A 13,573-nucleotide genomic window follows, 5' to 3' on the forward strand; every position below is an offset into this window, starting at 1 on the left:
CTGTGATTCGCTTAAATCACCGCAGCGCATATCCTCCGCGCGATAGTCGTCCATTCGTTTTTGGGTTTTGAATATAGTGCAGGGAAACTCTAGTGCTGACATGGCGATACATTCCTTGTGTCGTCGTCCATTGCGGTCCTTGTCCATGGATAATAGGTCATGACCGACTGCGGTGTAAATGTTGAGCAACTCTCCCTGTCGGCTTACCGAAAGCAGGGCAGGCTGTGCCATTTTTCTCTCCGCTGGGGTAGCGCCTGGCGTAAACGGGAAAAATGAGAATTCTCTTACTGTCCCTATACGATAAAGTAAATTTTATTTGTGTTGTATTTTTACTATCTCACCATTGTGGTCTAAACGATAATCGCTGCCATCATATACAACAAAGATAGTACCCATGTTTTTACTATGGTCCACAGAGAAAATTGCATTTTTATCAATGCAATTTTTCTGTGTTTTCATATCTTCAAAACATAACCTGTCATACTTACCTTCTTCTTTATATCCGTCACCAAAGTCCCAAAATATCACAGTATAAAAACCATCTGAAGCAGGTTTGGGTATGTTATATTTCTCTTTCAATATCTCCTTATTTTTTAGCCACCAATTTACCTTCCTTTTATCGCTAAAAGGAAAATTTTTTACTAAAACAGAACTATAGTTATTTCTCTGATGGATAGATATGATTTCTACCGGACGTGACGACAACCAGAATAAATAACCAAGCATAGCGAAACCAATTAGTGATAGCACTGCTAGGATTTTTTTATTTATTTCCTTCATTTCGTCCCCCAGTAATTTCTACAGTGGCTTCCATATTGGTCATAAAGGGTTTAAAACCAAACTGATGGTATCGCTGAAGTACAAACCAGATACGGAAAAAACGGAGCCGGTTAAATTTAGAGTTTGAAATATCGTCACCGTCCAGGCCGAAGTGATCCTGTACCTTGTAGTGCACAATCGCACGATAGCGGTTATTATCAATCTGTAGTGACTTTATGGTGATATGAGTTGCCCAGGTATCGTGAACAGTGATGCCCATGCCGTTAAAATTATCCTGGAATCTGTCAAATTTAGGTAATCGCCCAAAGGATACTGCATCTGTTAATCTTCCATTATTACCTAACGGATAACATCTATTCTCCCAGTCTATATTTTTTTCAAAGGCCGCGCTTAATAAAAGACGTGTACTATTTTTAGAATTGTCACTCAAAACATGCTCCTTCAAAGCCGCATCCAGATGCGTACTGGTGAAGGGCGAACCTTTGCCATTCTGCATATGGGTGATCATCTTTTCGATCAGCGGCTTGTAGGGACCATATACGGAGAAAGGCTGCGAGAGGTGACGGAATTCATCAAACAGAATGTTGGCGCATGCCTCACGGGTAATTTTCTCGTCCTCACCGCGGGAACCATGCGCCAGTGATTGTGGCTGGCTGAACGGGGTGATTTTCGTCAAGGTGAACGGATTAACCCTGGCAGAGATGTCGGCCAGATTAAATGTATTTTTTAACTGTGATTCGCTTAAATCACCGCAGCGCATATCCTCCGCGCCATAGTCGTCCATTCGTTTTTGGGTTTTGAATATAGTGCAGGGAAACTGTAATGTTGGCATGGCGATACATTCCTTGTGTCGTCGTCCATTGCGGTCCTTATCCATGGATAATAGGTCATAGCCGATTGTAGTGTAAATATTGTTCAATAATGCCTGTGCAGATTCGGATTTTCGGCCGTTTCCGGATAAAAGGCCATGGCGGGTATCACCGCTATCCTCTTAACCTCTCAGCAGAATGTCATCAACCTCTATTGGTTGCCTATGTCTGATACTCTCAATCCGCGTGTTTATATGTTGCGAATCTTGCCGGATTGAATGGTTGGTCATTGCTCCGAATAGGGGCTAGCCCTTGTGATTACATCAGGTTCAGACATAAAAAATCCGGAGTCAGGGTTGACTCCGGATTGTCTTTTACTGCCGGGATCGTTCAGACATTCTTAAGAGATCTGTATTACCGGTCAAAACTAGGTTTTTTGAAGATTACTTCGCTTTACCCTGGTTTGCCACGGCGGCCGCTTTAGCAGCGATCTCGTCGGCATTGCCCAGATAGTAACGTTTGATTGGCTTGAAGTTCTCGTCGAACTCATACACCAACGGCACGCCGGTTGGGATGTTCAATTCGAGGATCTCGTCTTCGCTCAGGTTATCCAGGTATTTCACCAGCGCACGCAGGGAGTTGCCGTGAGCAGCAACGATAACGCGCTCGCCGCTTTTGATACGTGGCAGGATTTCTTCATCCCAGTAAGGGATCACGCGATCGATGGTCAGCGCCAGGCTTTCGGTCAGCGGCAGCTCTTGCTCGGTCAGCGCGGAGTAACGTGGGTCGTGGCCCGGGTAGCGCTCGTCATCTTTGGTCAGCTCTGGTGGGGTAACGGCGAAGCCGCGACGCCATTGCTTAACCTGTTCATCACCGTATTTTTCTGCGGTTTCAGCCTTGTTCAGGCCCTGCAACGCGCCGTAGTGACGCTCGTTTAGCTTCCAGGATTTTTCAGTCGGCAGCCAGGCTTGATCCAGTTCGTCCAGAATGTTCCACAGGGTGTGGATAGCGCGCTTGAGTACGGAAGTGTAAGCAAAGTCAAAAGCGAAACCTTCGTTTTTCAACAGTTCGCCTGCAGCTTTCGCTTCGGTACGGCCTTTCTCGGATAAATCAACATCATACCAACCGGTGAAGCGGTTTTCGTTGTTCCACTGGCTTTCGCCGTGACGCACCAGAACCAGCTTAGTTACAGCCATAACTTAACTCCTTAATAATCTGATATACCCGTCATACTTCAAGCTGCAGGTGTGTTGACTGCGATCGTTCACCCGAATCACTTACTTGAGTAAGCTTATCGGGATTCTCGCTCTTGTCGCCTTCCTGCAACTCGAATTATTTTGGGTATCGTTCAATGATAACGAAAATCATTATATTGCCGCGGCCGGTGGCTCGGCAATCGATAGTGTTTAACCATAGCCAATTTCTTGCCGCAAAGTAAGTGCTGCGCCGAGGAAAAGCTGAATCGTTCAGGCGGGCGCCGAAAGGGAAGGCAGCACGGCTAAAGGAAATTCAGCCGTGCCGCAAGAGCAGGGGGATCAGGCCGATTTTTTCAGGCAATTGCTCATGAAGGTTTTACGTTCGTCGCCTTTCAGACTTTTGGTCTTGGCGTCGGCGTTACAGGTTTTCATTTTCTGCTGCTGCGGGGTCAAGGTTTTGGTCGCAGCGGTGCCTTCGGATTTCAGGCAGGTGCTCATAAAGGTGGAGCGGTCCGCGCCTTTCAGCGCTTTGCCAGAGGCCTGTTGATTACAATCGGTCATGCGTTTCTGTTGTGCAGCCTGCGCCGGGGACGGCGTTTTTGTCGCAGTTTCGGCAGCCATCAGGTTTGAGCTCAGCAGTAAACCTGCCAGCAATGGAAGTGCAGTAATCAGACGCATAGGTGTTCCTTCAGCTATTGACCGGCCGGGGTGGCCGAAAATTGTGACCTTGCACAAGGTGTTGTGCTTATCACCGTAGCCTGATTCTAGTGCGCGTCCTGGAATAAGGAAAGGCGACCGCCAGTGGGGGGGAAGGGTAAAAAGGTAAGCATTTATAACAAACGGCCCCCTGCCGCGTGGCAAGGGGCGTAGCGGGTCAAATAGGATAAAACTGATAATGGGTGGCACTGAGATATTGCTGCCCTGGCTGCAACCAACAGCTGGGTTGCGGCCACTCCGGGTGGTTTGGGCTGTCTGGCAAAAATTCGCTTTCCAGCGCTACCCCGGCATAATTGGCATAGCTGCCGCCATCACGTGCCGGGGTACCGCCCAGATAATTGCCGCTGTAGAGTTGCAACGCCGGTGCGCTGGTGAACACGCTCATTTGCACCTGACCATCGGCCGACCACAGGTGAGCCGCCGGGCAATCCAGCGCGCCACAGGTGCGGTGCAGCAGATAGGCGTGGTCGTAGCCTTTAACCCGTTGCTGGTCGCGATCGCTCAAAAAATCCTGCAGCAGGGTTTTCGGGCGACGGAAATCCATGCCACTGCCTTCTACCGGGGTTAGGGAGGCGCTGGGGATACCCTCGCTGTCGACCGGCAGATAACGGTCGGCAAACAGTTGCAGCCGCTGGTGACGGGCATCGGTGCCGGCGCCGTCCAGATTGAAGTAGGCGTGGTTGGTCAGATTAACCGGGCAGGCGCTGTCGGTCCGCGCCTGATAGCTGATTTCCAGGCGATTATCGGCGGTGAGGCGGTAGTTGACCTGCACGTCGAGGTTACCGGGAAAACCCTGGTCGCCCTCTGGCGAATGCAGCGCGTAGCTCACCTGCTGTTCATCCTGCTGGATAATCTGCCAGCGGCGGGTGTTGAAGCCTTCCAGCCCGCCGTGTAACTGGTGTTCCCCTTGATTGGCCACCAGCGAATGCGGCTTGCCATCAATCAACAGGCTGGCGTTAGCGATGCGGTTGGCATAGCGGCCGACGGTAGCCCCCAGATAGGCTGCCTGCTGCAGGTAATCCGCCGGTGTTTGGCAACCCAGCAGCAGTTCACGCGTTTTGCCTGATTTCAGCGGTAGCAGGGCGGAAAGCCAGGTTGCGCCCCAATCCATCAGCGTGACCGTCATCCCGCCGGCGTTTTTCAACTGGGTTAACTGGTAAGGCTGGCCGTCAGGAGCCAGCGTCAGGCTGTTTTTCAGCATGTACCGGCCCCTTCTGACGCTTTGCAGACATAAAAGGTTTCTTTCAGCCCGTTGGTCTGCAACGGATACTCGCGTGCTACGGCTTCGCGAACCGACTCCACCAGCGCCAGCGGCATCAAGGCCACGATGCAACCGCCAAAGCCGCCGCCGGTCATGCGCACGCCGCCGCGCTCGCCGATAACGGTTTTGACAATTTCGACCAGCCGATCAATCGGCGGTACGGTAATTTCAAAGTCATCGCGCATTGAGGCGTGTGACTCTGCCATCAATTTGCCCATCATTTTCATATCACCGGCGGCCAGAGCATCGGCTGCGGCCAGGGTTCGATCGTTTTCGCTGATCACGTGGCGTGCTCGTTTGGCGACGATCGGATCCAGTTCGTGCTCGATCGGGAAAAACAGATCCGGGCTGACGTCGCGCAGTGCCTTGACGCCGAAGAAGCGTGCGGCCTCTTCACACTGTTCGCGACGAGTGTTGTATTCGCTGTCTACCAACCCGCGCTTCACATTGGAATTGATGATCACCACGGCAATATCTTCCGGCACCGATACCGCCCGGGTCTCTAATGTGCGGCAATCGATCAGCAACGCATGGTCTTTTTCACCGAGTGCGGAAATCAACTGATCCATAATGCCGCAGTTGCAACCGACGAACTGGTTCTCCGCTTCCTGACCATTGAGCGCCAGTGCTACGCCATCCAGCGGCAGGGCATACAGCGCCTGCATGGCCTGGCCAACGGCAACTTCCAGCGAGGCAGAAGAACTGAGACCGGCACCCTGCGGCACATTACCGGAAATCACCAGATCCGCCCCGCCAAAATCGGCGTTACGCTGCTGAAGGTGTTTGATCACTCCGCGAACATAATCGGACCAGCGTTGATCCGGATGGCTGACGATCGGGCTGTCGAGAGAGAATTGATCCTGCTGGCCTTCATAATCGGCGGCGATCACTCGGATCTGACGATCGTCGCGTTTGCCACAGGCGATCACTGTCTGATAGTCAATGGCGCACGGCAGCACAAAACCGTCGTTATAGTCGGTGTGTTCGCCGATCAAATTCACCCGGCCAGGAGCCTGAATCGTCAGCGTGGGCGCGTAGCCAAAATGTTCGGTAAACAGGGTGTGGGTAAGGTTCTTCAAACTCATTTTTTGGCTCCGGCTTCACGGTAATGAATATCGCTAACGGCACGCAGACGTTCTGCGGCCTGTTCTGCAGTCAGGTCACGCTGGGTTTCCGCCAGCAACTCATAACCCACCATAAATTTACGCACCGTGGCGGAACGCAGCAGTGGCGGATAGAAATGGGCATGCAGCTGCCAGTGGCGGTTATCCGCATCATTGAACGGTGCGCCGTGCCAGCCCATGGAGTAAGGGAAGGAACATTGGAAAAGGTTGTCGTAACGGCTGGTGAGTTTTTTCAGCGCCAGCGCCAAATCGCGGCTCTCTGCGGTGCCAAGATCGGTCATGCGTTGCACTGCGGTTTTCGGCAGTAGCAGCGTCTCAAACGGCCAGGCGGCCCAGTAGGGGACGACCGCCAGCCAGTGTTCGGTTTCCACCACCGTGCGGCTGCCGTCAGCCTGTTCGCGCTGCACGTAGTCCAGCAGCATTGAGGATTGGTGTTGCTGGAAATACTCGCGCTGCAGGCGATCTTCATGCTCAGCTTCATTGGGCAGGAAACTGTTGGCCCAAACTTGACCATGCGGATGCGGGTTGGAGCAGCCCATCGCCGCGCCTTTATTTTCAAATACCTGCACCCACGGATAGCTGCGCCCCAGATCGGTAGTCTGTTCCTGCCAGGCGGCGATCACGCTTTCCAGGGCCGGCAGCGTAAGCTCCGGCAGGGTTTTGCTGTGATCGGGGGAGAAGCAGATCACCCGGCTGGTGCCGCGTGCGCTCTGGCAACGCATTAAGGGATCCTGATTCTCTGGCGCCGGCGGGGTGTCGGTCATTAACGCGGCAAAGTCATTGGTGAACACATAGGTGTTCTGATAATTCGGGTTTTTATCACCGGTGACGCGGGTATTCCCCGGACAGAGGAAGCAGTCCGGATCGTGCTGCGGCAGTGTTTCAAGCTGCGTGGCTTCCTGTTGGCCCTGCCAGGGACGTTTGGCGCGGTGGGGGGATACCAATACCCATTGGCCGGTCAGCGGGTTGTAGCGGCGGTGGGGATGATCGATGGGATTAAAATCCGTCATGACGGTTCCTTTTTCTTGGTCGCTACGGCTGTGTGTAATCGCTTTCACCTGCCGCTAACGCACCTTTCACTCATGTAAATGGATAGCTATGGCCAAAAATATAGCATGCCCTTTGGAGTAAAAAGGTGATCCAGAGCGAAAAATGGAATCGTTTACACAACCTGGAACAAGCAAGAATACGGCCAGTACGCCAGGGGGAGATAAAGCAGGAAAAGTAACAATCAGGGGTGAGTGATAGCGTTTTCACCGGCATAACCGGCAGGGATTTACCTGCCGGTTATGAAAATCAGGGGTGCTGGTACAGCGGGTAAGTGAACAGCAGCAGATGGGTCAGATTAAGCCCGAAGTGGAACAGAATCGGCACCCACAGGCGGCCGCTCCACATCCACGCCAGACCGTAAATCAGCCCGGCAAGCGTAGCGAAAGCCACCATCAGCATACCGCCAGCCAGGTGCGCAGCGCCGAAGATCAGTGCGGCGATAATCAAGGCCGGCCAGGCCCCTAACCACTGACTGAGACGTTGCTGCAGATAGCCACGAAACAAGGCTTCTTCGGCCATACAGACAAAGAACAGGTTGGCCATGACAAATACCAGGATCCAGGCTGGGGCATGCAGTTCAATCTTCAGGCCGCCGAGAGCCACCGCCAACAGCAGCAAGGCCGGAACGCTGATAATCAGCGCGATCCAACCGGATTTGTTCGCGCTTTTACCGGTTTGTGCCGTAAACAACGTCGGCAAACAGGCAAACAGCAGGAAGGGCACCAGCGCCTTGTCGAAGTTGTAATACATGGTGAACGGCGCGCTCAATGGGCCGGCTTTATCACCGTCAATCATCAACTGGTTATGGAACCCCGGCACCCAATGCAGAAATAGCGCCACACAGCTCGCGACCACCAGCACTTCGAGTGCAACCGCCAGATTGCGCTGAGCACGAAAATGGTGTCGCAATCCTGCAAGAGCGAAAATACCTAATAAACACGCCAGGCTGAGCGGGGTCAGTACTCCATGGTACATCCCCATTCCTGCCGATGCAGCCAAAATTACCCAGGCAATAAGCCGGTTAAATGGCAAAAAGAATAACGCCGTAGCCAGTACGCCCCACATAACTATGTCCCTTTAAAATATGCACACGGTGCCCATTACCGAAGGCAATCATTGCTTTATCGGTGTGCTAATGATCGGTGAGTTGGGCACTATTTTGGATAGTAGCACAGTGAAATGACAGTAAAGGTCGGTGCAGTGGGTGAAATAGTGCGTTCAGCCCTTCATCCAGGTCGATGAACGAGTGATTTCCGCCAGATTCTGCAGAATATCCAGACTCTGCTGGTGCATCTCCAGAGTCGGCGCGGCGCACAAGTCCTGCAAGATGCTGACCTGAAAACCGGCGTCGTGCGCCTGTCTGGCGGTGCTCTCTATTGCCAGCGGGGTACTGACGCCGCCCAGCAATAAATGATGGCAGTGATGCTGCTGCAGCCAGGCTAACAAATTGTTACCGGCAAAGGCGCAAACACCGTTCTTTTCGAACTGAAAATCCGCCGGTAAGACCTGCAAATCCTTATCCCACTGGCAACCTGCACTGCTTAAACGCAGCGCGCCGATCTGTTTTAGGTGGTTGAACAGCGGAGAGTGGGCAGGAATATCGTGATAGTCATCGGCAAAGCCGACGCGCACCCAAATCACCGGAATTTTGCGTACCCGAGCGTAAGCCGCAGCGGCATTGGTGTTGGCAATCAGATTTTGCGCGATCACCTGTTCACGACAATGATTTGCACGTCCTTTGGGGCCAATCAGATCGTCGATAAGATCGATAATAATCAGTGCGGCGGACATAGTGTCTCCAGAAACGAACCCTTTCCACTTATGATAAAAGGCCAAATGTGATGTGTTACCGGGGAAGTGTTGCCGGATATGTCATCGGATGAGTGGTAAGGCCACCCATCCGGATTTTTCAGTTCAGCGCATCGCGTTGGTAACGATAGCCGTCGCCGTCAGGCACAAAGCTCAGGCGGTGGGTAATACTCTGTGGCGCGTCCTCTGCATGATGCGAAACAAACAGCAGCTGGGTTGCGCCCTGGCCGATCAACACGTCGACAAAACGGCGCACCAGTTGGCGATTGAGCGGATCCAACCCCTGTAGCGGCTCGTCGAGGATCAGCAGCGCTGGGTGCTTGACCAGTGCGCGGGCAATCAATGCCAGCCGTTGCTGGCCCCAGGACAGGCTGTGGAATGGGGCTTCACCCTTTGAGCCACCCAGCCCCAGCAGCGCCAGCCATTGGTCGGCCAATTGCCGCTGGCGGTCGGACACTGCCTGATAAATGCCTATCGAATCGAAGAAGCCGGACAGGATGACGGTACGCACGCTGGCACTGACGCGGTAGTCCAGATGCAGGCTGCTGCTGACGTAGCCGATATGGCGTTTGATATCCCAGATGGTTTCGCCGCTGCCGCGACGGCGACCGAACAGGGTAAGATCGTTACTGTACCCTTGAGGATGATCGCCGGTGATCAGGCTGAGAAGGGTGGATTTACCGGCACCGTTCGGGCCGACGATCTGCCAGTGTTCACCGGGGTTAACCTGCCAGTCGAGATGGTTGAGGATCGGTTGATCGTTATAACTGACCACGCCATCGCGCAGGGTGATTAAGGGTTGGTCTGCCGGCAGCGTGGTTTTTTGCGCGGGATCTTCGGTTTCCGGCAGCGCCAGACCATCCAGGTTCTCACTGTGTGCCAGTTGGGCGACCAGTGCGTCCGCCATCACCTGCTGCCGTGTTCCCTGACTTGCCAAAGTACAGTCTGCCAATACGCCCACCTGACGGATAAAGTCCGGCACTTCGTCAAAGCGGTTGAGTACCAGCACCAGGGTATAGCCATGCCCTGAAAGATCGCTCAGCAGCGCAGCCAATTGGGCGCGCGAATTGACATCCAGCCCGTCAAAAGGCTCATCGAGGATCAGCAAGTCGGGTTGCGGCATCAGCGCCCTGCACAGCAAGGTTTTGCGTGTTTCACCGGTGGAAAGATATTTGAAGCGGCGTGACAGCAGCGGGGTAATGCCGAACTGTTTGGCCAATTGCGCGCAGCGGGCTGGGTCCTTGAGCTCTTCCTGAATGATTTCCGCCACGCTACGGCCGGTATCTTCTTCACCAGGGCTGAGCAGGTCGGTGTTGTTGCGTTGCCATTCGTCGCTGACCAGCTTTTGCAACTGTTCAAAAGAGATACGTACCGCATGGCGGAAATCGCTGCGCCGCTCGCCGCTCAATAACACCAGCTCATCGGCCAGCGCGCGAGCCAGAGCAGATTTACCGCTGCCGTTGGCGCCGACAAAGGCCCAACTGTCGCCGGCCTGAATATCCAGCGCATCCAGCGTCAGGGTGCGGGTATCGCTTAAGCGGAATGAACCTTGCGAAATGTGCAACGACGACATCACCTGTTCCTTTTTATGCAATTATTTTGTTTAGAAATAGGCGCATTGCAGGGTGATGTCAATCGGCAAAAATGCAACGTTACGTTGCGTTTAACACAACGTGGCGACAATCACGCGATCGGCGTTAAACAAGGCATATACTGCACTGCCGGGCTGCAATTTAAGCTGTTGTAACTCCGGGGTGGTCAGGGTGGCGCACAGGGTTTCGCCTCCGCTTAGCCTGACCAAAACTTCGCAGTGATCGGCACCTGGCTGGATGCTGGCCACCACGCCAGCCAGTGAATTGTCTGCCGCACCGGCCAGTGCCGGATCGGTGTTCAGCTTTACCCACGGCGCTTTAATCAATGCCAGCACTTCCTTACCGGGCGAGAGCTGCAGTCGATCGGCGCTTTGCTGGGTAATGGCTGCGCTGAGACGGGTTTTGCCGTCGTTCAGTAAAATATCCAGATGTTGCTGCACTTGCTGATGGTCGCGTTCGATCACCGTACCGAAAAATTGGTTGCGCGCGCTGGTTTGCAGCGAAAAACGTGAGATGGCCGCCAGCAGGCTGTCGAGTGGCAGGTTGTCTTGCTGCAGTACGTCGAAGGCTTTTTGCTGGATCTGCCCCAGCAGATCGTAAAGCTGGATCAGCCGTTCACCATAATGGGTTACCTGAGCACCGCCGCCGCCTTTGCCGCCGGTAGCGCGTTCCACCACCGTCTGCTCCGCCAACTGGTTCATTTCGTTAATCGCGTCCCAGGCGCTCTTATAGCTGATGCCTGCCAATTTAGCCCCCTGACTGATGGAGCCGGTGTGTCGGACCTGCTTAAGCAGCGCGATACGGCGCGGATCGGCGAACAGTTTTTGCTGGAGTTTGAGAGTAAGAAGAATTTCGGCCTGCATAACACGTCCTGTCGGCTGCAAAAGGGTTATTGTCGCTGATTTGTGGACAAAGCGCCAAATGATGCGTCGCCAACCGTGATGGGCGCGGTGACACAGGGACAATAAAAACTGGCCTCCGGTTTGTGGTATGTTATAACATAACAAAAAATACAATAACGGTCTTCGGCCGTACCGGGTTTTTATTTCACCACAGGGATGCTGTAAATGAGTGCTGCACGTCGGCGTTTCGTCACGCCCAAAAAACCACCTTATTATCTGGCCACGGCCTTGTTTTTCAGCCTGTCGGGCACCGTACAGGCCGCCGCGGACTGCAGTAAAACCGAAAACTCACCGCGCTGCGAAGACAGCGTGACCGTTGAAGCATCAGCCCAGGCGCAAAGCCCTTATGGCGGGTTAAATACCGTTACCCAGACGGCTTCACGCCTGGGCCTGACTAGCCAGGAAACGCCGCGCAGTGTCGATGTTATCAGTCAGCAGGCTATTGAGCAGCGTGGCGATCGGACGCTGGCAGAGGTGGTTGAACACGCGCCCGGTATGTCAGGCGTGGCCTCGCCGACGCTCAGCAATAACTTTTCGCTCCGCGGTTTCCGGCCGGTATCCTGGCTGTATAACGGTGTCGAAACTCCCGGCAGTACCCTCCAATTAGCGGACCCTTCCCACTACGGCAGCGTAGAAGTTCTGCGCGGCCCCGGCTCGGTGTTGAATGGTCTGAGCGCCGCCGGCGGCAGCGTCAATCTGATCTCGCGCCAGCCGACCTTCAGCCGCCAGCCCGTTGAGCTCGACTACGGGCTGTCGAGTTATAACAGCCAGCGCCTGCATCTCGGTTCCGGGGGAACGTTGTTGGATGACGTGGCGGCGTATCGGCTGGACGTCAGCGGCAGCGACAGCGGCACCAACGTGCTATATGAGCGTGACAAACAGAAACGGGTGTCAGGCTCCTTGCTATTTAAGCTGACAGAGAATGCTCTGCTGACGTTGAGCCTGGATCGCATGCTTAACCGCACCACCAATCCTTACTACGGCACGCCGCTGGTGGAAGGGCAGATTGCCCGCGAACTGCGCGATATTAACTACAACAACCTGACCGACAGCCGGATCCAGAGCAACGCGACCTCGTTCCAGGCCAGTCTGGACTGGTTCACCACGCCGGAAATCGAGCTGCATAACCAGTTTTACTACTACAGCGGCTTTCGTGAGTGGCGAAATGTTGAACGCTTTCGTACCTCGGCGGCGACTCAGCCCGGTTACGTCAACCGTGATTCTTTCGGTGCGCTGGCCCATGACGACAGTCTGATCGGTAACCGCAGTTCACTGGTGTTCGATCGGCCATTGGGCGGTTTTGACAACCGGCTGGTGATGGGTGTTGATGTGAGCAAACGGCGCTTTCAGTACTACTCCAACGGCTTTCCCGGCTCTGAAAATGTGCCACTGCAGGCACCGGTCAGAGAAGATTTTTCACAGGGAACGGACCGTCAGCGCACCCCGGTTCGCCACGTCACGCAAAACCAGTACGCCGGATTTCTCGAAGACCGTTTCAGCCTGACCGACCGCTTAACCCTGCTGGGGCAGTTACGGTACAACCATATGCAGATGGATTGGCATTTCCAGAGTCCGCAAGAGGAAACCCATCAGCACACCTACGTCTTCAGCATCTGGAGCCTGGGCCCCAGCTATGCGTTAACTGACAATCTTAATATCTATGCCAACTTCACCACCGGCCAGGAGCCTGGCAACGATCTGTTCTTTTTAAGCCCGGCGCAAACCGGCTTGCCGCTCACCCGGGCGCGCCAGTGGGAAATCGGTGCCAAGGGGCAGTTTTGGGATAGCAAGGGCGAAGCCACGTTGGCGCTGTACGAACTGCGCAAGGACAACCTGTTCGTGCCGAATGCGCAACAGCCGGATACGCTGAATGCGGTCGGGCGGCAAACTTCGCGTGGCGTAGAGTTAAGCCTGATGCTGCGTCCCAGCTGGCAATGGGAGCTGGCTGCCAACGCGGCCTATACTCACGCCCGCTATGATGAATATCGCGGTGGTAGCCCGTTGCGCAGTTATAACGGCAATCGCCCGGCTTACATCCCCGACTGGACCGCCAACCTCACCGCTCGTTACAAGCCGACTCAGCAACTGGGGCTCACGTCATCGCTGCGCTACGTGGGCAGCAGTTATAACGACGATGCCAACCAACGCAAAATGCCGGCCTATACCACGCTCGATCTGGCGGCAGACTATCAGCTCACGCCGGTGGTCGACGTGGGGGTACGCATTAGAAACGCCACCAATCAACTGTATGCCTACCAGCGAACCTACCCGGATCAGGTGCTGATTGCACCGTCGCGAACTTATGAAAGTTTTATTTCGGTGAGGTTCTGATA

Annotated in this window: 13 protein-coding genes; 1 reads left to right on the top strand and 12 read right to left on the bottom strand. The window is 54.2% G+C overall.

The window, feature by feature from the left end; translation table 11 throughout:
* The 12 genes from OCH02_RS08660 to modE form a co-directional block, all read right to left on the bottom strand.
* A partial coding sequence (locus OCH02_RS08660) for a DUF3289 family protein (protein WP_261430850.1) occupies positions 1-231 on the bottom strand: 231 nt, incomplete at its 3' end.
* A gap of 81 nt (positions 232-312) precedes the next feature.
* Positions 313-780 (bottom strand): DUF943 family protein, encoded by a 468-nt coding sequence (locus OCH02_RS08665; protein ID WP_261430851.1) that lies wholly within the window; start codon positions 778-780, stop codon positions 313-315.
* Complete coding sequence (locus tag OCH02_RS08670; RefSeq protein WP_261430852.1) at positions 764-1,612, bottom strand: DUF3289 family protein; 849 nt, start codon at positions 1,610-1,612, stop codon at positions 764-766. Before OCH02_RS08670 ends, OCH02_RS08665 begins: the two co-directional genes overlap by 17 nt.
* A 420-nt stretch (positions 1,613-2,032) precedes the next feature.
* Entirely contained in the window at positions 2,033-2,785 is a 753-nt protein-coding gene (gene gpmA, locus OCH02_RS08675; RefSeq protein ID WP_012005722.1) for a 2,3-diphosphoglycerate-dependent phosphoglycerate mutase, read from the bottom strand.
* 339 nt (positions 2,786-3,124) lie between these two features.
* Positions 3,125-3,463 carry a PsiF family protein gene (locus OCH02_RS08680; protein WP_261430853.1) on the bottom strand — a complete coding sequence of 113 codons (339 nt, stop codon included), beginning with the start codon at positions 3,461-3,463 and terminating at the stop codon, positions 3,125-3,127.
* Positions 3,464-3,659: 196 nt separating this feature from the next.
* Positions 3,660-4,703, bottom strand: a complete 1,044-nt coding sequence (gene galM, locus OCH02_RS08685; RefSeq protein WP_261430854.1) for a galactose-1-epimerase — start codon at positions 4,701-4,703, stop codon at positions 3,660-3,662.
* Positions 4,697-5,848 (bottom strand): galactokinase, encoded by a 1,152-nt coding sequence (galK, locus tag OCH02_RS08690; protein ID WP_261430855.1) that lies wholly within the window; start codon positions 5,846-5,848, stop codon positions 4,697-4,699. Before galK ends, galM begins: the two co-directional genes overlap by 7 nt.
* Positions 5,845-6,897, bottom strand: coding sequence for a galactose-1-phosphate uridylyltransferase (galT, locus tag OCH02_RS08695; RefSeq protein WP_261430856.1), 1,053 nt, complete (start codon positions 6,895-6,897; stop codon positions 5,845-5,847). Before galT ends, galK begins: the two co-directional genes overlap by 4 nt.
* Before the next feature lie 286 nt (positions 6,898-7,183).
* Positions 7,184-8,002 carry a CPBP family intramembrane glutamic endopeptidase gene (locus OCH02_RS08700; RefSeq protein WP_261430857.1) on the bottom strand — a complete coding sequence of 273 codons (819 nt, stop codon included), beginning with the start codon at positions 8,000-8,002 and terminating at the stop codon, positions 7,184-7,186.
* A gap of 153 nt (positions 8,003-8,155) precedes the next feature.
* Entirely contained in the window at positions 8,156-8,728 is a 573-nt protein-coding gene (locus tag OCH02_RS08705; protein ID WP_261430858.1) for a cysteine hydrolase family protein, read from the bottom strand.
* Between the two features lie 118 nt (positions 8,729-8,846).
* The gene (gene modF / locus OCH02_RS08710) at positions 8,847-10,319 is read right to left on the bottom strand and encodes a molybdate ABC transporter ATP-binding protein ModF (RefSeq protein WP_261430859.1); all 1,473 of its coding nucleotides are present in this window, start codon (positions 10,317-10,319) and stop codon (positions 8,847-8,849) included.
* A gap of 90 nt (positions 10,320-10,409) precedes the next feature.
* A complete protein-coding gene (gene modE, locus OCH02_RS08715) occupies positions 10,410-11,201 on the bottom strand; it encodes a molybdenum-dependent transcriptional regulator (RefSeq protein ID WP_261430860.1) in 792 nt (263 codons plus the stop codon).
* A gap of 204 nt (positions 11,202-11,405) precedes the next feature.
* Here modE and OCH02_RS08720 point away from each other — a divergent pair, with 204 nt between their 5' ends.
* Positions 11,406-13,571 carry a TonB-dependent siderophore receptor gene (locus tag OCH02_RS08720; protein ID WP_261430861.1) on the top strand — a complete coding sequence of 722 codons (2,166 nt, stop codon included), beginning with the start codon at positions 11,406-11,408 and terminating at the stop codon, positions 13,569-13,571.
* The last annotated feature ends 2 nt before the right edge of the window (positions 13,572-13,573 follow it).

This window comes from Serratia quinivorans (assembly GCF_946227985.1).
Classification (GTDB): Bacteria; Pseudomonadota; Gammaproteobacteria; order Enterobacterales; family Enterobacteriaceae; genus Serratia; species Serratia quinivorans_A.

Coding starts and splice junctions, on each gene's coding strand:
- OCH02_RS08665 (WP_261430851.1), bottom strand. CDS start 780: ATGAAGGAAATAAATAAAAAAATCCTAGCAGTGCTATCACTAATTGGT.
- OCH02_RS08670 (WP_261430852.1), bottom strand. CDS start 1,612: ATGCCAACATTACAGTTTCCCTGCACTATATTCAAAACCCAAAAACGA.
- gpmA (WP_012005722.1), bottom strand. CDS start 2,785: ATGGCTGTAACTAAGCTGGTTCTGGTGCGTCACGGCGAAAGCCAGTGG.
- OCH02_RS08680 (WP_261430853.1), bottom strand. CDS start 3,463: ATGCGTCTGATTACTGCACTTCCATTGCTGGCAGGTTTACTGCTGAGC.
- galM (WP_261430854.1), bottom strand. CDS start 4,703: ATGCTGAAAAACAGCCTGACGCTGGCTCCTGACGGCCAGCCTTACCAG.
- galK (WP_261430855.1), bottom strand. CDS start 5,848: ATGAGTTTGAAGAACCTTACCCACACCCTGTTTACCGAACATTTTGGC.
- galT (WP_261430856.1), bottom strand. CDS start 6,897: ATGACGGATTTTAATCCCATCGATCATCCCCACCGCCGCTACAACCCG.
- OCH02_RS08700 (WP_261430857.1), bottom strand. CDS start 8,002: ATGTGGGGCGTACTGGCTACGGCGTTATTCTTTTTGCCATTTAACCGG.
- OCH02_RS08705 (WP_261430858.1), bottom strand. CDS start 8,728: ATGTCCGCCGCACTGATTATTATCGATCTTATCGACGATCTGATTGGC.
- modF (WP_261430859.1), bottom strand. CDS start 10,319: ATGTCGTCGTTGCACATTTCGCAAGGTTCATTCCGCTTAAGCGATACC.
- modE (WP_261430860.1), bottom strand. CDS start 11,201: ATGCAGGCCGAAATTCTTCTTACTCTCAAACTCCAGCAAAAACTGTTC.
- OCH02_RS08720 (WP_261430861.1), top strand. CDS start 11,406: ATGAGTGCTGCACGTCGGCGTTTCGTCACGCCCAAAAAACCACCTTAT.